This window comes from Paenarthrobacter sp. GQ52 (genome assembly GCF_059759005.1).
In genome coordinates this window covers 94,682-117,864 of record NZ_JCAXEJ010000013.1, presented here as the reverse complement: position 1 = coordinate 117,864, position 23,183 = coordinate 94,682, and the positions used below count along the sequence as shown (strand labels likewise).

The following is a 23,183-nucleotide window of genomic DNA, read 5'->3' as shown; positions in this document are numbered from 1 at the left end:
CCCGGTAACCTGCCCTTCTGCTTGTGAAAGCGTGCTTAGAGACGCATGCCCTTAGAGACCGAGGTCTGCTTCGAAAGCGCCTTCTTCAAGGCGAGCCTTGAGGGTCTGCAGGAAGCGGCCGGCATCCGCGCCGTCCACCAGGCGGTGGTCGTACGTGAGGGACAGGTACATCATGGAGCGGATAGCGATCGAGTCGTCGCCGTTTTCGTCGGCAACCACGACGGCGCGCTTGACGATGGCACCGGTTCCGAGGATGCCCACCTGGGGCTGGTTGATGATCGGGGTATCAAACAGTGCACCAACGGAACCGATGTTGGTGATGCTGAACGTTCCGCCGGAAAGCTCGTCCGGGCCGATCTTGCCGTCGCGGGTACGGCCTGCGACATCGGCGATTTTGCTGGCCAAGCCGGCGAGGTTCAGGTTGCCGGCGTCGGAAATGACAGGTACCAGAAGGCCCTTGTCAGTATCCACTGCGATCGCCAGGTGCTCGGCGTTGTGGTACGTGATTTCCTGCTTGGCTTCGTCGTAAGCAGCATTCAGCTTGGGGTGCTGCTTCAAGGCTTCGGCTACAGCCTTGGCGATGAACGGGAGGAAGGTCAGCTTGACGCCGTTCTGGGCCTGGAACGAGTTCTTGGCCTTGAGGCGGAGCTTGGCGATCTTGGTCATGTCGACCTCGTGCACCTGGGTCAGCTGAGTGGAGACCTCAAGGGACTCGCGCATGCGGCGTGCAATGACCTGCCGGATGCGAGGGGCCTTCTCGGTGGTTCCCCGCAAGGAGGATGCGACCACGGGGGCGGCGGCCTTGGCTGCGGGAGCTGCGGCCGGAGCAGCTGCAGCGGGGGCTGCGGCTGCCTGCTTTGCTTCCGCAGCAGCCAGAACATCCTGCTTGCGGATGCGGCCACCGACACCGGTGCCGGAGACCGATGAGATGTCTACACCGTGCTGGTTGGCAAGCTTACGGACCAGGGGAGTGACATATCCGGACTCCGAGGACCCTTCAGCCGCAGGCGCAGCTGGAGCCTCGGCGGGTGCGGGTGCGGGTGCAGCGGCCGGAGCCGCGGGTGCGGCAGCGGGTGCCGGTGCAGCAGCGGGTGCGGCGGCGGGTGCCGGTGCAGCAGCGGGAGCAGCCGGAGCCTCGGCGGCAGGCGCTGCAGCCGGAGCGGGAGCCGATGCAGGAGCAGCTGCGCCGGAACCGATGATGGCAAGCACGGAGCCTACCTCTGCTGTTTCGTCCTCGCTGACGCGGATCTCCTGCAGGGTGCCGGCAACCGGGGAAGGAATTTCGGTGTCTACCTTGTCGGTGGAAACCTCGAGGAGGGGTTCGTCCACCTCAACGGTGTCGCCAACAGCCTTGAGCCAGCGGGTGACAGTACCCTCGGTGACGCTCTCGCCCAATGCGGGGAGGGTCACTTCGTGGCCTTCGCCTGAAGCAGCGGGTGCTTCAGCCGCCGGTGCTTCTTCAGCGGCGGGTGCGGCAGGAGCCTCTTCGGCCGGTGCTGCCTGCTCTGCGGGCGCGGCAGGAGCTTCCTCAGCCGGTGCGGATTCAGCCGCGGGAGCGGCGGAGCCGGAACCGTCGCCGATTCGGACCAAGGGGGCGCCTACTTCGGCCGTCTCGTCTTCAGCGACGAGGATTTCTTCGATGACGCCTGAGATCGGAGAAGGGATTTCGGTGTCTACTTTGTCGGTTGAAACCTCGAGCAACGGCTCGTCGATCTCCACCCGGTCACCAACCTGCTTGAGCCAGCGGGTGACGGTTCCTTCGGTGACACTCTCACCGAGGGCGGGCAAGTTAACGGATTCAGACATGTCGTCCCCGTTCTCCTTATTGATCTTTGTGCGGATGAATTCTGCTGGTTCGGATCGGGTGCATGCGGCATATTCCGCTGCATGCACCCGATCCGTGGGTCTTGGTAAGACTTAGCCGTGGAGGGCCTTGCCCGCGAGGGCAAGGTGGGCTTCGCCCAGGCTTTCGTTCTGGGTGGGGTGGGCGTGGACCAGCTGGGCCACGTCCTCAGGGTAGGCTTCCCAGTTCACGATCAGCTGGGCCTCACCGATCTGCTCGCCCATGCGGGAGCCGATCATGTGGATGCCCACCACGGGGCCATCCTTCTGGCGAACAAGCTTGACGATGCCACCGGTGCCGAGGATTGAGCTCTTGCCGTTGCCGGCAAGGTTGTATTCCTGGGTCTGCACCTGGTCGTCGCCGAACTTTTCCTTGGCGGCTTTTTCTGTGTAGCCCACCGTTGCGATTTCAGGCTCGCAGTAGGTGACCTTGGGGATGTTGATGTCCTCGACGATTGCCGGGTTCAGGCCGGCGATTTCCTCGGCGACGAAGATGCCCTGCTGGTATCCGCGGTGTGCGAGCTGGACGCCGGGGACGATGTCGCCGACAGCGTAGATGTTGCCAACGCCGGTGTGGAGGCGTTCGTTGGTGATGACGAAGCCACGGTCGATGGTGATGCCTGCTTCTTCGTAGCCAAGGTTGGCGGTCACCGGACCGCGGCCAACGGCTACGAGCAGGAGGTCGGCTTCGAACGTCTGGCCATCAACCAAGGTGACCTTGACGCCGTCGTCGTTCTGCTCAACGCCCTGGAAGAAGATGCCGGTGGTGAACTTGATGCCGCGCTTCTTGAAGGCGCGCTCAAGGTTCTTGACGATCGAGGCGTCCTCGTTCGGAACCAGGGAGGGGAGGCCTTCGATGATGGTGACATCCACGCCGAAGGACTTCCAGACGGACGCAAACTCGACACCGATGACGCCCCCGCCCAAGACGATGGCGCTCTTGGGGATGTAGTCCATGGTGAGGGCCTGGTCCGAGGTGATGACCTTGCCGCCGATTTCCAGGCCGGGGAGTGAACGGGAGTAGGAACCCGTGGCCAGGACAATGTTCTTGCCCGTGTAAGAGGTGCCGTTCACGACGACGGTGTTGTTGCCCTGGAGCTTGCCTTCACCCTCGATGACGGTGATGCCCTTGGACTTGATGAGTCCCTGGAGGCCCTTGAACTTACCGGCAATGATGCCGTCCTTGTACGCGTTCACGGCAGACATGTCGATGCTGTCGAGCGTGACGTTCACGCCATACTTGGCGGAATCGCGTGCATGGTCGGCCAGTTCGGCCGAGTGCAGGAGTGCCTTGGTGGGGATACAGCCGTTGTGCAGGCAGGTTCCGCCGAGCTTTGCCTTTTCCACAAGGCCAACGGTGAACCCAAGCTGTACGGCCCGCAGGGCAGTGGCGTAGCCGCCGCTGCCGCCACCGAGTACCAGGATGTCGAATTCTTGCGCAGTTGCCTGATCGGCCACTAAAACGCTCCCTCGCGTGAATGATGACACGGGACTGCGTGCCATCTGGTCTTTGGAACTTGTTCTGCCGTGATTATGCCAGCACCTAAGTTCTCTTGCATTTGTGACTATCGAGTTCACCTTAGCGAACCACCTACCCATGCTCCACCCTCTGCGGGCGTTTGTGGAGCGCTTGTGTCGAGACTCACGTTCACTTGTGACACAGCGCTACACCCCGCATAATTCCGGGGTTGCGCAGGCCCTGGACGGCGTTCGTCAGGGACCTGCGCAACCCCGAGGGGCGTGGGGGAGTGGTGCTAGGCGGAGACCGCCAAGAGATCCTCGGCGTAGGCAACCAGGGTGCGGACGGTGCATCCGGTTCCCTGCTTGGGCGTGTAACCATACGGGGCGCCGTTGTTGAACGAGGGACCGGCGATGTCCACGTGTGCCCACGGGATCTGCTGGCCGTCGCCGTTCTTGCCCACGAACTCACGAAGGAAGACTGCTGCGGTCATCATGCCACCGTTACGTTCACCGATGTTGGCGAGGTCTGCCACCTGCGAGTCCAGGCTCGGCCGGAGTTCCTCAGGCAGCGGCATTGGCCAGACCAGCTCGCCGGCCCTGTCGGCCGCGGATTTCAGCGGTGCCGTGACTGAATCCGATCCCATGACGCCGGCAGTACGCAGGCCCAGGGCGATCAGCTGTGCGCCGGTCAGTGTTGCCACGTCAATGATGGCGTCGGGCTTCTCCATGCTCGCAGCGACGATGCCGTCGGCCATCACCAAACGCCCTTCAGCGTCCGTGTTCAGAACCTCAACAGTCTTGCCCCCGTAGATAGTGAAGACGTCCGCGGGCCGCGCTGCGGCGCCCGAGGGCATGTTCTCCGCGATGCAGAGCCAGGCGGTGGCCTTGAGCGGCAGGCCGAGTGAGGCGATGGCCAGGACGGTATTAAGCACGACGGCGGCGCCCGCCATGTCGCTCTTCATGTCACCCATGCCGAGGGCCGGCTTAATGGAGATGCCTCCGGTGTCGAACGTGATGCCTTTGCCGACGAGGGCGATCTTCTGCGTGGCTTTCGCGGGAGCGTATTCCACCTTGACGAGGCGGGGCTGGCGGGTAGAGCCCTTGCCGACGCCGAGGATGCCTCCGAAGCCTTCCTTTTCCAGGCGCTTTTCATCCCAGACCGTGATCTTGACCGGAAGGCCCTTGGCGAGTTCCTTGGCGGACTCGGCGAACGACTCGGGGTACAGGTGGCTCGGGGGCTGGTTGACCAAGGTGCGGGTCGCGTTGACCGCGCGGGCGAGCACAATTGCCCGGTCCAGTGCGGGCTGGGCGGACTTGGCATCGACATCCGAGAAAATGAAGGCCTTGGCCACTGGGGCCTTCAGCCCATCCTTGCTGGATCGGTGCTCCGTGTAGGAGTAAGCGCCCAGGGCGGCTCCTTCGGCGACCGCGGCGACGTCGGTGAGGGTCGCCGTCGGGAAGGCCAAAGTGACTGAAGAGGCTCCGGCAAGCTGGCGAACAGCGGATCCTGCAGCACGCCGGAGCGCTTCTTCGCTGAGGCTGCCCGCATCGGACAGCTTTCCTACGCCTGCAAGGACAAGAATCCCCGAGCCTGTTTCCGGCAGGCCCGGAAGCCGGTGAACCTGGTCCGCGGCCCCGGTGATCCCCAGAAGCTGCAGGGAGCCCGCAACGGATTCGGCGGCTTTCGCACTCAACGGGTTGGACAGCAGTACCGGCCCGTCCGCGCCTTGGGCAACGCCAATCACAAGTGCGTCGCTGGGGGACTTTTTCAGGTCCTTGGCAATGATGCCCAGGATGATGTCAGTAGTCTTGACCACGAGGATGTGTCCTCACTTCTCTCTGCATTGCATGGCGGCCCGCATGTTTGGCGGCCTGCCCCGGTACGCGCCCGACGTCTTTCTGCTACGGCGGCCTTGGTCTTCAGGTCCAGCGTCGCAAAAGGACGTCGGCCCGCTTCGATCGTAGTCTCTTGAACGCTGCGGACGGCAATTAAATGAGAGCTGCGGCACATCGGGGGCAGGAATGCCGTCATGGCGTGGAGCGTTGTATGGATTAATAGAGTCCCGCAGCCAAACAATGGTGCCCGGCGTGCCCATATCGCTGGGTGTCATGGGCCATGTGCCATGTGGTTGGCGCCCGGGACTTCCCCTAACTTTGTCATTGCGAAAGGAACACGCCGTGTTTGAACGGATATCCGGCTCCCTCCTGGACCCCGAATCGCTGTACGCGCGAAACATTGAGACCTTCCACAGCCCCGAGCTTCGCGGCCTGAACATGGTCATGGGGTTCACGGGCTTTGCCGATGCCGGTCACGTAGTCCGGCAGATCAACGCGGAACTGTTGGACGAACTGGGTGCGGAGGTGGTGGCCATGTTCGATGCCGACCAACTCATCGACTACCGTTCGAGGCGGCCCCACATCAGCTTCGTGGAAGACCACCTGCAGGACTACCAAGCGCCAAAGCTCGGCCTTTACAAGCTGAATGACGGCCTTGGCCAGCCGTTCCTGCTGCTTGCCGGCTTTGAACCAGACCTGCAGTGGGAGCGCTTCTCGAGGGCCGTCGTCGGAATTGTTGAAGAGCTGGACGTCAACCTGGTGACCTGGATCCATTCCATCCCCATGCCCGTCCCGCACACGCGGCCCGTTGGAGTGACGGTTCATGGCAACATGCCTGAACTCATTGAGGGAATTTCAAGTTGGAAACCCACGGTAGATGTTCCTGCTGCCATTGGACACATCCTGGAACTCCGGCTCACCGAAGCGGAACGCAATGTGGCCGGCTACGTCATCCATGTCCCGCATTACCTGTCTGAAGCGGAGTACCCGCCGGCCGCCGTCGCCGGATTGGAATACCTGGGGGCGGCAACCTCCCTCATGCTGCCAACGGACAGGCTCCGGGAAGCGGGGCGTGAAGTGGGCCGCCAGATCGCGGAGCAGATCGAGGCTTCTGAAGAAGTCCAGGCAGTAGTCACAAATCTCGAGACGCGCTATGACGAGAAATCCGAGGGCATCGTCCGCCGCTCGCTGCTGGCAGATGAGAATGATGAGCTGCCTAACGCCGAGGATATTGGAGCTGCCGTAGAGGCCTATCTGGCGCGTAAAGACTCGCCTCAATAAATCAGCTTTGAGTTGCCGGCAGGCATAATTGTTGGGTGAATGCTCCCCGCGCCTGGCTCATCTGGACGATCGGCGTGTTCGCCTACCTGGTGGCGGTGGCGCAGAGAACCTCGTTTGGCGTCGCGGGGCTGGAAGCTACTGAGCGGTTCCATGCCAGCGCCGCTGCCATCTCTTTCTTCACGGTGCTTCAACTCCTGGTCTATGCAGGGCTGCAGATCCCCGTCGGTGTTCTGGTGGACAGGTTCGGTTCGCGGGCCATGGTGGCAGGTGGTGCCGTGCTCATGGGACTGGGGCAGTTGCAGTTGGCCTTTGCGGACAGTGTTCCCGGTGGCGTCGTGGGCCGCGTCCTGGTGGGAGCCGGCGATGCGATGACCTTCATTTCGGTGATCCGCCTGGTCCCGTTGTGGTTCGCTCCTGCCAAGGTTCCGCTGGTCACTCAACTGACTGGCATGTGCGGCCAGCTCGGCCAACTCTTCAGTGTGGTTCCGTTCGCGCTGCTTCTTCACTCGGCCGGATGGACGCCCGCGTTCCTCACCCTGGCAGCCATGTCCGTATTGGCAGTAGTCCTCGTGCTCGCAGTGCTTCGGGACGCACCACCCGGGCACCCGCCCCGGGACACCGGCCAGGGCCTCCGTGCCACCGGTATCTCGCTGTCCCGCGCGTGGAAACAGCCCGGCACCCGGCTGGGTCTCTGGAGCCACTTCACAGTGCAGTTCAGCGGGAACCTGTTTGCCATGACATGGGGCTATCCCTTCCTGTTGTCCGCGCAGGGACTCGATGCCGGGACCGTCTCCGGCCTCATGGCACTATTTGTTGCGACGGCGATCGTTGCCGGCCCTGGTTTTGGCCGGTTCGTCTCTAAACATCCCATGCGAAGATCCGCCATGGTCCTGCTGATTGCGTTGGCTACAGCCTTGGCCTGGGCCGCCGTGCTGGTTCTTCCTGAGCGCGCCCCGCTGTGGCTCCTGGCCGTCTTGGTGGTGGTACTGGCTGTGGGTGGGCCCGGGTCCATGATCGGATTCGACTTCGCCAGGACATTCAATCCTTCGCATCGAATCGGCACGGCAACCGGCATCGTCAACGTTGGCGGTTTTATTGCGGCGCTCGTCGCCATTTACCTCATCGGTCTGGTACTCGACCTCCTGTACGCCAGTGGCTTCTCCGGCGGTGATTTGTACGGGCTTGCGCCGTTCCGTATTGCCCTCAGTGTTCAGTTCGTTCTTCTTGGCCTTGGTACGGTGCTCATCCTGGTAACACGGCGGAAGGTGCGACGCCAGATGGCATCCCAGGGGATTCACGTGCAGCCGCTGCTGGCCGCCCTGGCCAGGCAGCGTCGGGAACGGATCGAGCGGCGACGTGCCGCACGAACCGTTTCTCCGGACGAGCACTAGGCGGTCCGCGCTGCTGCGGCAGCTTTTCCACATAGGCGCGATGGTTACTGTCTCCTCCGGCAGGACTTGAGCAGGGTGGAACCATGACTTCCAACAGAACACTTAGCATCCACCAACCCGAAGACATTCTTGGCTACATTCCCCACATGCTGGGTTACTGGCCCGAGGACAGCCTTGTGGCCATCACCATGCAAGGGAAGGTCCTTGGCGCCACACTGCGGGTGGACCTGCCGAACCTTGATTCACCACAAGCCCGCTCGGGTTTCGCGGACCAGATCCGCAATTTCCTGATCGCCGATGAGGACGCCAACGGGGTGGTGCTTGCCCTCTACACCGACTCCGGATGGGAGGACGGCGACGTGGTCCGGCAGGCAATTCCGCTGCTCGAAGCCCTCCAGCGGAGTCTGGACGAGGTTGATTTATCGGTCCGGGACGCTTGGCTGGTTGGCTCCGAGTACTGGCGCAGCGCCTACTGCACAGATCTTCAATGTTGCCCGGTGCCGGGATTGCCTGTTGATCGCATCAAGAACAGCAGGCTCAGTGCAGAACTCGTGTACCGGGGGAGCTCCATCGGGCCGTCGCCGAGGAGCGGGCCCGGACAGCCCCGGCTTTCAAGTCCGGGGACGTTGGACCCTCTGGTGCTGGCAGCAGAGACACGCTACGGGAAGCAGATTCTCGGTGGGTGGCGGAGCGAGCGGTGTCTGGACGCCGTCCTTGCCGTGTGGCACCACGTGCTTAAGAGATGCGAAGCGGATGATCCGCTGCAGCCCGGGGTTGACGCGGAAATTCTGGGCTTCCTCAGAACCACCCTGAGAGTCCCTGCGTGGCGGGACGCTGTGGTTGTCATGGCGGCAGCAGGCATGGAGTCCGCAAAGTCCGGTGCTGCGGCGTTCGGACTTTTCATCGAAGACGACGCGGGCACGCCTTTCGACCCACAAGAACTCGGCATACCGGCCTCGGCCGTTCCGGTTGCCAAAGTTCATTATGAGCCCGATACGTCGGGGGACGTCTTCACCTACGGAGATGTCCTACTGGGCATGCAACCCTACATGCCTTGTTGGAACACCCTTGACGCATTGCAACAGGTTCTTTCCGGGCTATGTGTCGACGACGAATCCGGCGTAGTGCCTGCGGCGGCACTGACCCTTCAGGGCTGGATTTCCTGGTGCAAGGGGCGTGGATCCGTTGCGCACGCCTGCCTTGGCCGGGCGGAGGCTGCGCAACCGGGATACCGACTGGCCGAACTGCTCATGGACCTTCTGGGACAGGGGACCATTTGCACGTGGGCGCGGAGCTCCGAGACCGCATGGCGCGGGTTCAAGGACACGGTGGCCTAGGGGGTTTGAAATTTCCCTAGGCATGCGTTTCGCAAAACCGTGAGACAATGGATGCCGAGACCCGGTTGGGTCCGCGTTCGAATGCCTGAATTGGCCCCTTCATCGGGAACAAAACAGTGTCGTCGGGAGTTCTCTATAGAGACTCTGCAGGCGGCGATCGCATTTGAAATTGATCGCGGACTTGACAGGGTCATAGTGGTGTTGCCCGTATGGTGATTCCACAGACCGCCGCTAGAAAGGTTTTCTGTGACCCCGTCTTCCGTCGAGAAGGAACCCGCCGCCCAGGCCGAATTGTCCGCTGAGGAAAAGAAGGCGGCAACATCGGCAAAGCGCGCAGCGACACGTGCTGCCAACAAGGCCTCAGAGGGCGACTCTGACAAGCCGGCACCCAAGAAGCGTGGACCCAAGCCCGGCGCGAAGGCCGCCGCTGAGGCCGCGAACAAGTCCTCAGGATCCGACGCTGAGGATTCCAGCGGCGAGGATGAAGACTTTGATCCCGCAGCTGCCGAGGAAGTCGAAGTCGGAGAAGATGACGTCGAGGACGGCGCCACGGCTACCAAGGACAAGGCTGCTCCCTCAGGTACGGGATTCGTCTACTCCGATGCCGACGACGACGACGCTCCTGTCCAGCAGGTCATGTCGGCCGGTGCTACTGCCGACCCCGTCAAGGATTACCTGAAGCAAATCGGCAAGGTCGCACTGCTGAACGCAGAGCAGGAAGTTGACCTCGCCCTTCGGATCGAGGCCGGCCTCTTTGCCGAGGAAAAGATCAACGCTGACGACGGATCCATGGATCCCAAGCTCAAGCGTGAGCTTGAATTCGTCATTCACGATGGCAAGCGTGCCAAGAACCACCTGCTCGAAGCCAACCTGCGCCTGGTCGTTTCCTTGGCCAAGCGCTACACCGGCCGCGGCATGCTCTTCCTGGACCTGATCCAGGAAGGCAACCTGGGCCTTATCCGTGCAGTTGAGAAGTTCGACTACACCAAGGGCTTCAAGTTCTCCACCTACGCAACCTGGTGGATCCGTCAGGCGATTACCCGCGCCATGGCAGACCAGGCCCGCACCATCCGTATTCCGGTGCACATGGTGGAAGTCATCAACAAGCTGGCCCGCGTACAGCGCCAAATGCTTCAGGACCTCGGCCGCGAACCGACGCCTGAAGAGCTGGCACTCGAGCTGGACATGACGCCTGAGAAGGTTGTCGAGGTCCAGAAGTACGGCCGCGAGCCGATTTCGCTCCACACCCCGCTGGGTGAGGACGGTGACTCGGAGTTCGGTGACCTGATTGAGGACTCCGAGGCTGTGGTCCCTGCCGACGCCGTGAGCTTCACGCTCCTGCAGGAGCAGCTGCACTCCGTTTTGGACACCCTGTCCGAGCGCGAAGCCGGAGTTGTGGCAATGCGCTTCGGCCTGACCGACGGCCAGCCGAAGACTTTAGACGAAATCGGCAAGGTCTACGGCGTCACGCGCGAGCGTATCCGCCAGATCGAATCCAAGACCATGTCCAAGCTGCGGCACCCGTCCCGCTCGCAGGTCCTGCGGGACTACCTGGACTAATAACATCCCAGAACCGGTGTTGAGAGCGGCCCAGTCGGAATTCCGGCTGGGCCGCTTTTTCCTGTTGGCCACAGCACGTTCAACGCAACAAGCTCAACGCAACAAGTTCAACGCAACAAGTTCAACGCAACAAGTTCAACGCAACAAGTTCAACGCAACAAGTTCAACGCAACCAGCTCAACGCAACAAGGCCCCTCCCGTGTGGGAGGAGCCTTGTCATGTAATCAAAAAGGGTTTCCGGCTAACCGGACTGCCTAGTCGACGGGGACGGGAGCCTTCTCGTTGAGGCGCTCGGTCTCATCGTGCCAGCCGGAAGTCATTGGCCGAAGCGTAGCTTCAACTGCACGTGCGTGGTGGCCGCAGAAGAGCAGCTCACCACCGGAGGACTCGAGTACAACGCGGACGTACGCCTGGGCTCCGCAACGGTCACAGCGGTCAGCTGCGTTCAGCGTGCGGTCTGCAACTGCTGTTGTCATGTCGGCCTCCTTAGTAGTTCTGTACATCCATATAACCAGCATTCGAGGCAGATCCATGGCAAGGATGGGTCACTTTCGCTGTCCGCGTATCACATGTGCGTAACGTAACCAGGCAGGCAGCGCCCGCGCTGGAGTGGCAAACGGCGCCTGATGACTTCCCCGGCTACGCTTGTACGGGCAGTGTTTGCCTTGAATTACCAGTCAACACACGGCTGGGAAGCACCCGGAGATATACCCCGAAGGAGCACACCGCGAGTGGCACCGAGTTCTGAATACAACGCCCGGCATCTGTCTGTCCTTGAGGGCCTGGAAGCCGTTCGCAAGCGCCCGGGCATGTACATCGGCTCCACTGACTCGCGCGGCCTCATGCACTGCCTATGGGAAATCATCGACAACGCCGTGGATGAGGCTCTTGCAGGCTTTGGACATGACATTAAAGTCATCCTGCATGCCGACAACTCCGTGGAAATCCACGACGACGGCCGCGGTATCCCCGTGGACGTAGAGCCCAAGACAGGCCTCTCCGGTGTCGAAGTCGTGTTCACCAAACTGCACGCAGGCGGCAAGTTCGGCGGCGGTTCCTACACAGCCTCGGGCGGTTTGCATGGCGTCGGAGCTTCGGTGGTGAACGCCTTGTCCAGCCGCCTTGATGTCCAGGTTGACCGGGGCAGCAAGACCTACCAGATGTCGTTCCGCCGCGGCGAGCCGGGACGCTTCGTGGATTCCGGTGCAAAACCAAGCCCCAATGCACCCTTCGAGCCGTTCGTTGAGAACTCGGTGCTGGATGTTGTGGGCAAGGCAAAGCGTGGCGTCACGGGAACTCGCGTGCGTTATTGGGCAGACCGTCAAATTTTCACCCCTGACGCCAAGTTCTCATACGACGACCTGGCAGCACGGGCCCGCCAAACATCGTTCCTTGTGCCCGGCCTGAAAATCACCGTGCGCGACGAGCGCAAGCTGGCCGGAACGCCTGGAGAGGCCGGTGTCCATGAGGAAGTGTTCCATCACGATGGCGGCATCTCCGAGTTTGTCGAGTTCCTCGCTGCCGATTCCGGAGTGACGGATGTCTGGCGCCTTCACGGTTCTGGAAAATTCAAGGAAACCGTTCCGGTCCTCGATGAGAACGGGCACAGCAAGATCGCGGAAGTTGAACGTGACTGCGAGGTGGACATCGCCCTGCGTTGGGGCATCGGTTACGAGACCACTATGCGCAGCTTCGTCAACATCATCGCAACGCCCAAGGGCGGAACGCACCAGTCCGGTTTTGAGGCCGCCCTGCTGAAGACCTTCCGCAAGGCCGTGGAGACGAACGCGCGCAAGCTCAAAGCCGGCAACGACAAGATTGAGAAAGACGACATTCTCGCCGGGCTGACTGCCGTCCTGACTGTCCGGCTTGCGGAGCCGCAGTTCGAGGGACAGACCAAGGAGATCCTTGGTACCTCGGCGGTACGGGCAATCGTGGCCAAAGTGGTTGAGAAGGAAATAACTACAAGGCTGAACTCGGCCAACCGCAACGACAAAGCCCAGTCGGCGCTCCTCCTGGAGAAGATGGTCGCCGAGATGAAGTCGCGCATCTCTGCCCGCGTGCACAAGGAAACCCAGCGCCGCAAGAACGCCCTGGAAACTTCGTCAATGCCCACCAAGCTTGCAGACTGCCGTACTGATGACGTCGCGCGCTCTGAACTGTTCATCGTGGAGGGTGACTCGGCGCTCGGTACTGCCAAACTTGCCCGCTCATCCGACTTTCAGGCACTGCTGCCCATCCGCGGCAAGATCCTGAACGTCCAGAAAGCATCCGTAGGCGACATGTTGTCCAACGCTGAGTGCGCGGCGTTGATCCAGGTTGTGGGCGCCGGCTCGGGTCGAAGCTTCGATATTGACGCTGCCCGTTACGGCAAGGTCATCCTCATGACTGACGCCGACGTTGACGGTGCGCACATCCGCACACTGCTGCTCACCCTGTTCTTCCGATACATGCGTCCCATGGTCGAGGCCGGCCGCGTGTTTGCCGCTGTCCCGCCCCTGCACCGCGTGGAAGTGATCAACCCCGGCCAGAAGGCCAATGAGATGATCTACACCTACTCAGAGGCTGAGCTTCACGTGCTTCTCTCCAACCTTGCCAAGGAAGGCAAACGCTACAAGGAACCTATCCAGCGGTATAAAGGTCTGGGCGAAATGGACGCTCAGCAACTGGCCGAGACCACTATGGATCCACGACACCGGACCCTCCGGAAGGTGGGCATCGATAGCGCCCAACGTGCCGAGGAAGTCTTCGATCTTTTGATGGGCTCGGACGTGGCGCCGCGTAAGGAGTTCATTATTGCCGGCGCGGCCACCCTGGACCGGGAGCGCATCGACGCCTAGCTCGGCTTTGACGGAACCGGGGCGCCATCAGCGGCCTGTGGCGTGGGGGCGCCCGGGGCGGCGAACGTAGCCGCTCCCACCACCAAGGCCAAGGCGCCCAGACCCCAGGGCAGCCCGGCCGCTACGGCAACGCCTCCCACCAGCAGCGGCCCACCGGCGTCGCCAAGTTCACGGCCCAGCTCGGCTGAGCCCATGGTTCTACCGAGGCGTTCGGCCGGTGTTGCATCGGCCAGGTGGGCGAATGCGAGAGGTGTGGACACGCCGATTCCCGTACCGATGAGCACGGCCGCGACGTAGATCCCCGCTGCTCCCGGCAACAAGCCGGCTATCAGGGTGCCAATGGAGATGGCGAGGAGGCCGGCCACCATGCCGGGCCTGTCGGCGATTCTTCCTTGGTCCCGCAGCTGGCCGACGCGGGGCTGTATCAGCGCGGAAGCTACTGCGAGCACTGTGACTACGGCAACGCTGCCGGCCGTGCCAAGCCCTTCCTGTGCTGCCAGCGCAGGGAGGAAGCCGACGGCGGCACCCAGTGCCCCCGTGGCAGCGGCCAACACCAGGGTTGGTCCAAGAAACGACCGCTGGGTGCTTTGTCGCCAAACATCGATGATGGTGTACCGGGGGCGGGGAAGCGGCTGCAGGCGGGGCACTGAAGCAAGGGCCCACACTGCCACTGCCAGGCCCAGGGCTGCCAGGATCCCGAACAGCAGGCTGAATCCGCCGGTGATGATGGCCAGGGCTCCGAGCAGCGGTCCGATAGCATAGCCGAGTCCTTTCCAGGAGCCGTAGCGGCCAAAGTAGTGCCCGGTCTTGCCGCCTGCCAGCCGGGCAACGCTAGCGGACGAAGCCGGGGAGAAGGCTGAAGCTGCCATCCCTTGGCCAAGTCGCGCGGCGGCGAGCATGGCGGGCTGATCCGCCCATAATCCAATCAGGGAGGCCGCGGAGAAAGCCACCAGCCCACCCACGATGACCGGCTTGGGCCCGATGCGATCGCTGAGGGCGCCGAAAACGGGTTTGAGGAACACTTCCGCGATGTCGTACAAAGCCAGCAGAACGCCCAGGGCAAGCAAACTCAAACCGATGTCCGCGCTTTCCGCCCCAAGGCCCGCTGCGACAGCATGGGCGCCAAAGGCGGTGGTAAATCCCGCGGCGTAGAGGGGCCAACGCTGGCTGGCTGCACCGGAAGGTCTAAGAGTGTTCGTGGCTTTCACAGTACGAATGTAACAGCTGCTACATTCGTAACTGTGATCGAAGAACAGTGGTTGTTGATTTTGGTGCAGGTTCCTGCGCAGCCATCCCGGCACAGGGTGGCAGTGTGGCGCGAACTGCGCCGGATCGGGGCTGTTCCTTTGTCGCCGGGTACTTGGGTTCTGCCTGCCCATCCGGCCTTCGATGAAGGCCTCGCGCGAGCTTCGGCACTGGTGGCAAAGGGCGATGGATCCTGGACGTTGGTGGACGCTGCGCCCCGGGGCGCAGGCGCGGAAACGTTCCGCAGCGCATTCGAAGCTGCCCGGCTGGAGGAGTGGAACGAGTTCACGGCCGATTGCGGCAAATTTGAGCAGGAGATAGCCAAAGAGATCTCGAGGGAGAAGTTCACTTTCGCCGAACTGGAGGAAGAAGAACAAAGCCTGGAGCGTTTGAGACGCTGGTACAGGGAGTTGAAGTCGCGCGATGTGCTTCATTTGCCGCAGGCGGCGGTTGCCTCAGAGCACCTGGCTCGCTGCGCCGAGGCCTTGGAAGGCTACGCGTCCTTGGTGTACAAGGCGACGCTGCCCCAGTAGCCGGTCAAGCCAGGCAATCCGTCAGCCCAGTAGTCCCGGAACGATCAACAGTGCAGTGGGCACCGCAAGCAGCAAGGCGGAGGCGGCCAGGACCAGTGCCCGCGCAGCCCTGGTGAGTGGAGGCTTAGGTGAGAGCAGGCGGCTGACGCGTGACGCCGTCGTGCGTGGGGAGTCGGCACCGCCGGTGGCGCTGACTGCATTGCCCTCGACGACGGCGCCCCCTGCGCTGAGTGCCTGGCTGCCGGCCAGTGCCTGACGCCCGCTGACGGACTGCCCGTCCAGGGCGGGCTGTGTGGTGCCGCTGGCGACGATGGCGATGGCCTTGATGAGGGTGCCCTTGCTTTCGGTGCGGAGGGCGACGTCGTCGGCCAGCATTTCGATCAGGGAGTTCACCGCGGTCTGGGCGAGCCGGGTGGTGGGGAACCATGGCAGGGCCTGACGCCAGGCAGCAAAGGCCCAAAGGAGGAGATCGTGGCGCTGGGACAGGTGCGCGTTCTCGTGAATCAACACAGCCCGGAGTTCAGCTGGTTCCAGTGCTGCCATCAGGCCGTCGGAGAGTACCGTTACGGATCGGGCGCCGCCAGGGAGGCAGTAGGCGACGGGGGAGTCGTGGTTGATCACTACGGTGCCGGGGCCGTCGTCCGACGGTGACGCCAGGAGGGCCAGCAGCTCGCGGTGGCGTCGCCGCTGGCGTTCAATCTTGTAATAGGTCAGAAGCAGGGTGAAGACCAGGTGGGCGGTCAACAGTGCCGCTGCGGAGAGCGCAAAAAGGTGCCAAAAGCCCAGCGCCGTAGTGGGTTCGTTGTTGAAGACCATCCCGGCCAGGCTCTTGAGTCCCGCAATGAGGTTGTCCCCGATGGGCTCGAGTCCGTAAACGAGCATGGCCCCGATCATGGACAAGCCACCAGCGAGGGCGATCGCTTGCCACAGCACCATGGCGGTGAAGGGGGATCGTGCCGGCCACTGTGCGCGCGACAGGAGTACGGGTACTGGCCACGCCAGAATGATTGCCAGGACCGCAAGCAGGTATGAGGTCCAGAACATAGTGGCTAATTGTAGCCGAGCAGTTTGCGCAGGGTAGCGGCTTCACTTTCGGTGACGGAACCAATGAAGCGTGCCAGGACGGCCTCGCGGTCCGGAGCCGAGCCCAGGACTTCGTGCATGAGTTCGGCGGTGTGATCGGCGCGGCTGGAGACGGCTTGGTAGCGGTGTGGCCGCGTTCCGCGTTCGCGCTCCACCAGGCCCTTCTTTTCCAGGCGTGAGAGCACAGTGAGGACCGTGGTTACGGCCAGATCCTTGCCTTGATGACCCGCGGTGCCGTCACCGGCCTCGGAATCCTGCGCCAGGAGATCGCGCAGTGTGTTGGCGGTTGCAGCCTCCTGGCCTGCCCAGAGCAGATCCATCACTGCCCGTTCCAGTTCCCCAAGACTTGCCATTTATACGTCCCTACCTTCCGCTTCCCGGTGCAGGGTGGCTGCTGCCGGGAGCGATGATCCAACATTCCACAATAAATCTACCGCTTTTCAGAGCTTCATTCTACGTGAGGTAGAACTATCGGCGCGCCGCGCCCATGAGCGATCCCTTGCGCGTGGGTTACGCCACTTGAAGAATGGGTTTCGTCTCCCTCCATTTGTTCTACACTGTGTAGAAGAGAAGTTTTCTACGTGACGTAGAAGTAAGGTCATCGTACTTCGGTCCACCGCACAAAGGACAGCCATGGACGCCTTGGAAATCGCACGCTGGCAGTTTGGTATCACTACCGTCTACCACTTCATGATGGTGCCGCTCACCATTGGCCTCGGCCTGGTAGTGGCCATCATCCAGACCATTTGGTACCGCACCGGCAAGCCCGAGTACCTGCGGATGACCAAGTTCTGGGGAAAGCTCTTCCTCATCAACTTCATCATGGGCGTAGCCACCGGCATCGTCCAGGAATTCCAGTTCGGCATGGCGTGGAGTGAGTACAGCCGTTTCGTCGGGGATGTTTTTGGTGCGCCCCTGGCCCTCGAAGCACTGTTGGCCTTCTTCGTTGAATCCACCTTCCTGGGACTGTGGATCTTTGGCTGGAAGCAACTGAAGCGCGGCGTCCACCTGGCGTGCTTGTGGATCGCCGTGATTGGTTCAGTCTTCTCCGCATACTTCATCATCGTGGCCAACTCCTGGATGCAGCACCCCGTGGGCGTTGAGATGGTGGATGGCCGGCCCGTGATGACCGATGCCTGGGCTGTATTCACCAACAACACGGCACTGGTTGCGGTGCCCCACACACTGTTCGGTGCACTGGCTGTCGCGGGCGCCTTCCTGTTGGGTATCGCCTGGTACCACCTCTGGCGTCGCCGCCACGATGGCATTGATGTGGTGGGCAAGGACGGCAAGCTGGTTCCCGGCGAGGCCGCAATCCCGGGCCGTGACAAAGCCGACTACACCGTATGGATGACATCCTTGCGAATTGGTGCAGTGGTGGCCATGATCTCCTTCGCGGGAACGGCCATCACAGGTGACCTCCAGGGCAAACTGATGTTCGAGCAGCAGCCCATGAAGATGGCTGCAGCGGAAGCTGCCTGCCACGACGGCACGGGCTTCTCGGTCCTGAGCGTCGGCAACCTCGGTGCCACCAACTGCGACGACATCGTGGCTGTCATCGAAGTACCCGGCATCCTCTCCTTCCTGGCCAAGGGCGACTTCACCACCGAGGTCAAGGGCGTGAACAGCCTGCTGGGTGAGTACAAGGAGAAGTACGGCACCCACCTGCCGGACAACCCGCTGTACGGTGAGCGCGCCGGACAGGAAATCCAATACCTGCCTGTCATGGAAGTGACCTACTGGGGCTTCCGCATGATGATCGGCTTCGGTGGGCTCGCCGCATTCGCCGCACTGTTGGCCCTCTGGGTCACCCGCAAGGGCGTGGTTCCCGAGTCAAAATGGCTCATGCGTCTTGCCGTCCTGGGGATCCTCGCACCGTTCGGCGCCAACGCAGCAGGCTGGATCTTCACCGAGATGGGCAGGCAGCCGTTCGTGGTGGCCCCCAACCCTGACATGAACGGAATCGACCAGGTCTTCATGTTCACCGCTGCCGCGGTATCTCCGGGGGTCAGCGCAGGAGAGCTCATGACCTCGCTGGTAGTCCTCACCGCCATCTATGCCGTGCTGCTGGTGGTGGAGGTGAAGCTCTTGGTCAAGTACATCCGCGGTGGCGTGGCCTCGGCGATGCCCGAACTGGGCCACGCGCAGGACTCAGACAACCAACATGACAAGAACGACGACGGCACCGGACCGGACAAGTCCGGCGACGACGTCCTGGCATTCGCCTACTAAGGCCAAGGGGTACTGACAATGGAACTGTTGCCAACCATCTGGTTCGTAGCCATCGCCGTGTTGTGGACCGGTTATCTCTTCCTGGAGGGTTTCGACCTCGGCGTCGGCATGCTCATGAAGCTGTTTGCCCGCCACAACACCGACCGCCGCGTGCTGCTGAACACCATAGGCCCGGTATGGGACGGCAATGAGGTGTGGCTGCTCACCGCAGCCGGTGCCACCTTCGCAGCCTTCCCTCTCTGGTACGCCTCGCTGTTCTCCAGCCTCTACCTCCCGCTACTGGCAGTCCTGGCCGCCTTGATCTTCCGGGCAGTCGCTTTCGAATACAGGGGCAAGGTGGACTCCGAGCGGTGGCGCAACCGCTGGGACTGGGCGATCGCGATCGGATCCTTCGGGGCTGCCTTCGGCATCGGCGCAGCCTTGGCGCTCACCACCACGGGCCTGCCCTTGAATGCCAATGGGGACCGCGTCGGTGGCCCAATGTCCTGGTTCAGCGGCTACGCACTCCTTGGCGGTTTCGGTGTGGTGGCGTTTGCCCTGGTACACGCCCTGGCGTTCCTTGCCCTTAAGACCGACGGCGACGTGCGGCATCGCGCCCGCCGCTGGTTCATTCGACTGGTGCCGTTCGCGGTGTTGCCGATGTTCGGCTGGATGGTGGCCGTGCAGTTCCTGAGCGGCAAGCCCTGGACCTGGGCCCTGGTGGCAGCAGCTATCGTCGCAGTGGTCCTGGCGTGGCGGCTGGCCCGAGCCGGGTCTGAAGGACGCGCCTTCAGTGCCCTCGGCGCGTTCATTGTGTGCGCCACTGCCTCGATCTTCGGAGCTGCCTTCCCGGTGGTCATCCCCTCCACGATCGATCCCGCCTTCAACTTGACCATCTCCAACGCCTCGTCCTCGGACTACACGCTGGGCCTCATGAGCATCGTTGCAGCCGTTGGCCTGCCACTCGTGATTGCCTACCAGTCATGGACGTACTGGGTGTTCCGGAGGCGCGTAAGCGCGGCCCACATCCCCGAAGCCCACGGGTTCCTGCCAGCCATCGCCGCCAAGGTGATGATCCCCGAGGACAGCTCGCCGGCCACACCACGCAAATCGGGAGAATAGCCGCCCCATGAAACCCGTGTTCCCTACCGGCCCCGCCACACGATCGGCGCTCTACGCCCTTGGCCTGATGTCCACCCTCAAAGCACTGTCCCTGGTGCTCATGGCCCAGGCTGTGGCGGGGATGCTGGCCGGACTAACGTCCGGGGCAGGGAACTCCGGCCTGGCGGACTGGAACAACGGGCTCATCTGGGGCGCGGTGGGAGCGGTCCTCAGGTCGCTGACGGTGTGGGGCCAAGGCATTGCCTCCAGGCGGGCTGCCCTGGGCGTCAAAGAGGAACTGCGGGCACGGCTGTTGAGGCGCTCGCTGTCCGACGGCGTTTCGTCGCCCGTAGCGGGAATGAACGACGGCGGCCTGGCGATCCTTGCCACGCGGGGCCTGGACGCACTGGACGACTACTACACCCAATACCTGCCTGCGATCGTGAACTGCGCTACGGTCCCGCTCCTGATCGGAGCCCGGATCCTCTTCGCCGACTGGGTAAGTGCTGTGGTGATCGTCCTGACGGTTCCACTGGTGCCGCTGTTCATGGTCCTCATCGGCAGGCACACCGAAGACACCGTCCGGGAGGCGCAAAGCACGCTCCGGAAACTGTCCGGCCACATCCTTGAACTCGCCAAAGGCCTTCCCGTCCTGGTGGGTCTGGGACGTGCCACCGAACAGCGCGCAGCCCTGGAAGATATCTCCGAGCAGTACCGGACCCGGACCATGGGCACACTTCGCACGGCGTTCCTTTCCGCGCTGGCCCTGGAACTCATAGCGACGATCTCCGTGGCCGTAGTGGCTGTATTCATCGGCGTACGGCTGGTGCATGGCGACATGGCCCTTGAAGCCGGTCTCCTGGCACTGATCCTGGCCCCGGATTGCTACCTTCCGCTGCGGGAACTCGGCACCGCCCACCACGCAAGCGATGACGGCAGGGCAGCCCTCGAAACCACCAACGCCGTACTGGATGCCCCCGCACACGAGCGCCTGCAGGATCATGGGCCTTCCAACACTGCGCAGGCCGGGGTAGTTGTGAGCGGATTGTCCGTGAAGTACCACGGAAGGTCAGCAGCCTCCGTCGGGCCCCTCAGCTTCACTGCCGCGCCCGGGCGCGTTACGGCCCTCGACGGCGACAGCGGCTCCGGGAAGAGCACAGTCCTGGGTGTCCTCGCCGGGCTCATCGGCCAAGGGCCGGGCGCCTCGGTCACAGGGACCATCACCGGTGCGGACCCAGGGACAGTGGCGTGGGTTCCGCAACACCCTGTCATGGCCACCGAAACTGTGCAGAAAGAGATTGAACTCTATCTTGACGGGTACAAGGGGAACGTCTCCGAGGCCGTCACCCGTGTCCTTCGGAAGGTCTCTGCAGAGCACCTGGCTGCCAGGAACCCAGCGGAACTAAGCCCCGGAGAGCTGCGGCGGATCGCCCTCGCCCGTGGACTGGCCCGCGTGGAAGCAGGCGCTACGGTCCTGTTGCTCGACGAGCCCACCGCCCATCTGGACCAATACTCCGCCAGCGTGGTCCGTCGCGCCATAGAGTCGCTTCGTGGCAACGTCACCGTGATCCTGGTGGCCCACGACGCCGCCACCCGGGCGCTCGCCGACCACCTGGTACCCGTAGGGCAGCAGCACCAGCACCGCCACGTGACCTCGGTGCCCATAGTGGCCGGGCCGAGCAGCCCGCGCGGTACCCGTGGCGGGGTTGTTACAGTCCCAGCGAAGGAAGCCAGTCCCCAACGCGGCCTCCCGCCCGCTCCCACTACCAGCAGCCTGCATGGTCTCCTGCGGACTCTGCGACCCGTACGTTGGAAGTTCCTTGCCGCAGGTGTCGTGGCCGTCCTGGCCGCCCTCTTCGCAGTGGCACTGTCAGGTCTGTCCGGGTGGCTGATCATCCGCGCCAGCGAACAACCGCCCATTCTCTACCTGCTCGGCGCGATCGTCGGAGTCAGGTTCTTCGGTATAGGAAGGGCCGTTCTGCGCTATTGCGAGCGGCTCTTGACCCATGATGCTGTCTTCGCTGCGATGACCCGGCTCCGCGGTGCCCTGTGGGCATCGCTGAGCCGCAGGGCGCTGTCCCTCCGGCGCCTCCTCCAAGGCGGCAACGTGTTGGGATCCATCGTGGACGACGTGGACACCCTCCGCGATCTTCTGCCCAGGGTTGTCCTCCCTCCCGTGACTGCCCTTGGAGTCGGGGCCGCGTCGATCCTCGCTACAGCCATCGTTTTGCCGGCTGCCCTGCCAGCGGTGGTGGCAGCCGCCGTCGTCGGCCTGGTCCTTGCCCCGACCCTTGCGGTCCTGGCTGACAGGAACGCCGCCAAGGCTGAACAGCAGATGCGTTCAGTGGTGCTTCGGGGAGTGGCCGCAGCCCTCGATGCCCGTGCGGAACTGAGCGCCAACGGGGTGGGGGAGCCTGTCCTCGGTGCACTGCGCGACAAAGACCGCACCGCCACCCTCTCTGCACAACGGTCGGCATGGGCTGAAGGGCTCGGCCAGGCAGTGATTGTCCTGGCTTGCTCGATGGCCGCCTTGTGGGCGGGCGTCCTGAGCGCACCCGCCGTACTGAACGGCACTGTCGCACCGGAACTGGCAGCTGTCATTGTCCTCATGCAACTAGCCCTGGTTGAACCCTTTGGTGGCATCGTGTCCGCTGTGCGCCAAGCCCCGGCGCTCGCAGCCGTGCTCGGCCGGGTGGCAGCATCCGGCGCTTTGGACACCCCCACCCCAGGGAGCCAAGCGGAAGAGCACGACGGCGGCACGCGTCGCCTGCCTGATCGGCCCGGCCGGACGGGACTGGAGTTGCGGGGTGCGTCAGCGTCCTGGCCGGGTGGCCCGAACGTCTTTTCCGGTGTGAATGCTGTTGCCGAGCCCGGCCGCTGGCTTGCCGTGACCGGCCCCTCCGGTGCAGGGAAGTCCACGCTCCTCTCGGTACTTCTCGGATTCCTGCCCCTGACAGAAGGAACTGTGAAGCTCACTGGAAAAGCTGCGTGGTGCCCCCAGGAGGCACACCTGTTCGACTCCACTATCCGCGGCAACCTCCTGCTGAGCCGCCCGGCGGCAGCGAAGCCCAGCGAGTCAGAGATGCGCAATGCGCTGGCCGACGTCGGGCTTGATTCAGTCGTGGCGGCACTGCCGGAAGGGCTCGATGCCCGTATCGGCCCTGGCGGTTCTTTCCTGAGCGGCGGCGAACGTCAGCGGCTTGCCATGGCCAGGACGCTCCTGACCGGAGCCACCGTCTTGTTGCTTGACGAACCTACGGCCCACCTGGATGCGGGCTCGGCGCGGGAAATGATGGCCATTCTGCGCAATGGACTCAAGGACGTCACCGTTGTCCTGGTCACGCATAATCCGGACGATATTGATCCGGCAGATGGGCGGCTGGAGTTGCCTGCAACCCAGGGTGCCGTGAAGCGAAGCCCGGGCGCGGCGGAACTGGTGGGAAGGTCTACTCCTCAGTAGCC

General features: G+C 63.0%; 16 protein-coding genes. 9 read left to right on the top strand and 7 right to left on the bottom strand.

Features of this window, described 5'->3' with window-relative positions; all coding sequences use genetic code 11:
- Positions 1-51: 51 nt before the first annotated feature.
- From sucB to AC6CH8_RS16290, 3 genes are all read right to left on the bottom strand, one after another.
- A complete protein-coding gene (sucB, locus tag AC6CH8_RS16300) occupies positions 52-1,806 on the bottom strand; it encodes a 2-oxoglutarate dehydrogenase, E2 component, dihydrolipoamide succinyltransferase (RefSeq protein ID WP_498191495.1) in 1,755 nt (584 codons plus the stop codon).
- A gap of 111 nt (positions 1,807-1,917) precedes the next feature.
- Positions 1,918-3,300, bottom strand: coding sequence for a dihydrolipoyl dehydrogenase (gene lpdA / locus AC6CH8_RS16295; protein ID WP_026005508.1), 1,383 nt, complete (start codon positions 3,298-3,300; stop codon positions 1,918-1,920).
- A 296-nt stretch (positions 3,301-3,596) separates the two neighbouring features.
- The gene (locus AC6CH8_RS16290; RefSeq protein ID WP_498191494.1) at positions 3,597-5,120 is read right to left on the bottom strand and encodes a leucyl aminopeptidase; all 1,524 of its coding nucleotides are present in this window, start codon (positions 5,118-5,120) and stop codon (positions 3,597-3,599) included.
- Positions 5,121-5,481: 361 nt separating this feature from the next.
- Between AC6CH8_RS16290 and AC6CH8_RS16285 the strand changes: the two genes are divergently transcribed.
- From AC6CH8_RS16285 to AC6CH8_RS16270, 4 genes are all read left to right on the top strand, one after another.
- Entirely contained in the window at positions 5,482-6,420 is a 939-nt protein-coding gene (locus AC6CH8_RS16285; protein ID WP_091466697.1) for a proteasome assembly chaperone family protein, read from the top strand.
- Between the two features lie 35 nt (positions 6,421-6,455).
- Entirely contained in the window at positions 6,456-7,811 is a 1,356-nt protein-coding gene (locus AC6CH8_RS16280) for an MFS transporter (protein ID WP_498191493.1), read from the top strand.
- An 83-nt stretch (positions 7,812-7,894) separates the two neighbouring features.
- Positions 7,895-9,148: a DUF4192 domain-containing protein gene (locus tag AC6CH8_RS16275; protein ID WP_420180770.1), complete on the top strand. Its 1,254-nt coding sequence runs from the start codon at positions 7,895-7,897 to the stop codon at positions 9,146-9,148.
- 246 nt (positions 9,149-9,394) lie between these two features.
- Positions 9,395-10,708 carry an RNA polymerase sigma factor gene (locus AC6CH8_RS16270; RefSeq protein WP_091466703.1) on the top strand — a complete coding sequence of 438 codons (1,314 nt, stop codon included), beginning with the start codon at positions 9,395-9,397 and terminating at the stop codon, positions 10,706-10,708.
- A gap of 254 nt (positions 10,709-10,962) precedes the next feature.
- On the opposite strand, the gene AC6CH8_RS16265 is transcribed toward AC6CH8_RS16270, so the two are convergent.
- Positions 10,963-11,184: a DUF7455 domain-containing protein gene (locus tag AC6CH8_RS16265; protein ID WP_054809363.1), complete on the bottom strand. Its 222-nt coding sequence runs from the start codon at positions 11,182-11,184 to the stop codon at positions 10,963-10,965.
- Between the two features lie 255 nt (positions 11,185-11,439).
- Here AC6CH8_RS16265 and AC6CH8_RS16260 point away from each other — a divergent pair, with 255 nt between their 5' ends.
- Positions 11,440-13,548 (top strand): DNA gyrase/topoisomerase IV subunit B, encoded by a 2,109-nt coding sequence (locus AC6CH8_RS16260; protein ID WP_017198883.1) that lies wholly within the window; start codon positions 11,440-11,442, stop codon positions 13,546-13,548.
- Here AC6CH8_RS16260 and AC6CH8_RS16255 read toward each other — a convergent pair.
- Positions 13,545-14,756: an MFS transporter gene (locus tag AC6CH8_RS16255; protein ID WP_498191492.1), complete on the bottom strand. Its 1,212-nt coding sequence runs from the start codon at positions 14,754-14,756 to the stop codon at positions 13,545-13,547. The two genes, AC6CH8_RS16260 and AC6CH8_RS16255, sit on opposite strands and share 4 nt — an antisense overlap.
- Positions 14,757-14,789: 33 nt before the next feature.
- On the opposite strand from AC6CH8_RS16255, the gene AC6CH8_RS16250 reads away from it, so the two are divergent.
- Positions 14,790-15,326 (top strand): Chromate resistance protein ChrB, encoded by a 537-nt coding sequence (locus tag AC6CH8_RS16250; protein ID WP_498191491.1) that lies wholly within the window; start codon positions 14,790-14,792, stop codon positions 15,324-15,326.
- Positions 15,327-15,347: 21 nt separating this feature from the next.
- Here AC6CH8_RS16250 and AC6CH8_RS16245 read toward each other — a convergent pair whose 3' ends face one another.
- Positions 15,348-16,370 carry a M56 family metallopeptidase gene (locus AC6CH8_RS16245; RefSeq protein ID WP_420180774.1) on the bottom strand — a complete coding sequence of 341 codons (1,023 nt, stop codon included), beginning with the start codon at positions 16,368-16,370 and terminating at the stop codon, positions 15,348-15,350.
- A 5-nt stretch (positions 16,371-16,375) separates the two neighbouring features.
- Positions 16,376-16,762, bottom strand: coding sequence for a BlaI/MecI/CopY family transcriptional regulator (locus AC6CH8_RS16240; RefSeq protein WP_011774471.1), 387 nt, complete (start codon positions 16,760-16,762; stop codon positions 16,376-16,378).
- Positions 16,763-17,042: 280 nt separating this feature from the next.
- On the opposite strand from AC6CH8_RS16240, the gene AC6CH8_RS16235 reads away from it, so the two are divergent.
- The 3 genes from AC6CH8_RS16235 to cydD are packed head-to-tail and all read left to right on the top strand — an operon-like array spanning position 17,043 to position 23,181.
- Positions 17,043-18,641, top strand: a complete 1,599-nt coding sequence (locus AC6CH8_RS16235; RefSeq protein ID WP_498191490.1) for a cytochrome ubiquinol oxidase subunit I — start codon at positions 17,043-17,045, stop codon at positions 18,639-18,641.
- Between the two features lie 18 nt (positions 18,642-18,659).
- On the top strand, positions 18,660-19,742 hold the full coding sequence (cydB, locus tag AC6CH8_RS16230; protein WP_498191489.1) for a cytochrome d ubiquinol oxidase subunit II: 1,083 nt from the start codon (positions 18,660-18,662) through the stop codon (positions 19,740-19,742).
- Positions 19,743-19,749: 7 nt separating this feature from the next.
- Positions 19,750-23,181 carry a thiol reductant ABC exporter subunit CydD gene (gene cydD, locus AC6CH8_RS16225; protein ID WP_498191488.1) on the top strand — a complete coding sequence of 1,144 codons (3,432 nt, stop codon included), beginning with the start codon at positions 19,750-19,752 and terminating at the stop codon, positions 23,179-23,181.
- The last annotated feature ends 2 nt before the right edge of the window (positions 23,182-23,183 follow it).

Bases quoted from the DNA above. Each gene is read 5' to 3' on its own strand.
- sucB (WP_498191495.1), bottom strand. From the start codon at position 1,806: ATGTCTGAATCCGTTAACTTGCCCGCCCTCGGTGAGAGTGTCACCGAA.
- cydD (WP_498191488.1), top strand. From the start codon at position 19,750: ATGAAACCCGTGTTCCCTACCGGCCCCGCCACACGATCGGCGCTCTAC.
- AC6CH8_RS16265 (WP_054809363.1), bottom strand. From the start codon at position 11,184: ATGACAACAGCAGTTGCAGACCGCACGCTGAACGCAGCTGACCGCTGT.
- AC6CH8_RS16235 (WP_498191490.1), top strand. From the start codon at position 17,043: ATGGACGCCTTGGAAATCGCACGCTGGCAGTTTGGTATCACTACCGTC.
- cydB (WP_498191489.1), top strand. From the start codon at position 18,660: ATGGAACTGTTGCCAACCATCTGGTTCGTAGCCATCGCCGTGTTGTGG.
- AC6CH8_RS16245 (WP_420180774.1), bottom strand. From the start codon at position 16,370: ATGTTCTGGACCTCATACCTGCTTGCGGTCCTGGCAATCATTCTGGCG.
- AC6CH8_RS16240 (WP_011774471.1), bottom strand. From the start codon at position 16,762: ATGGCAAGTCTTGGGGAACTGGAACGGGCAGTGATGGATCTGCTCTGG.
- AC6CH8_RS16275 (WP_420180770.1), top strand. From the start codon at position 7,895: ATGACTTCCAACAGAACACTTAGCATCCACCAACCCGAAGACATTCTT.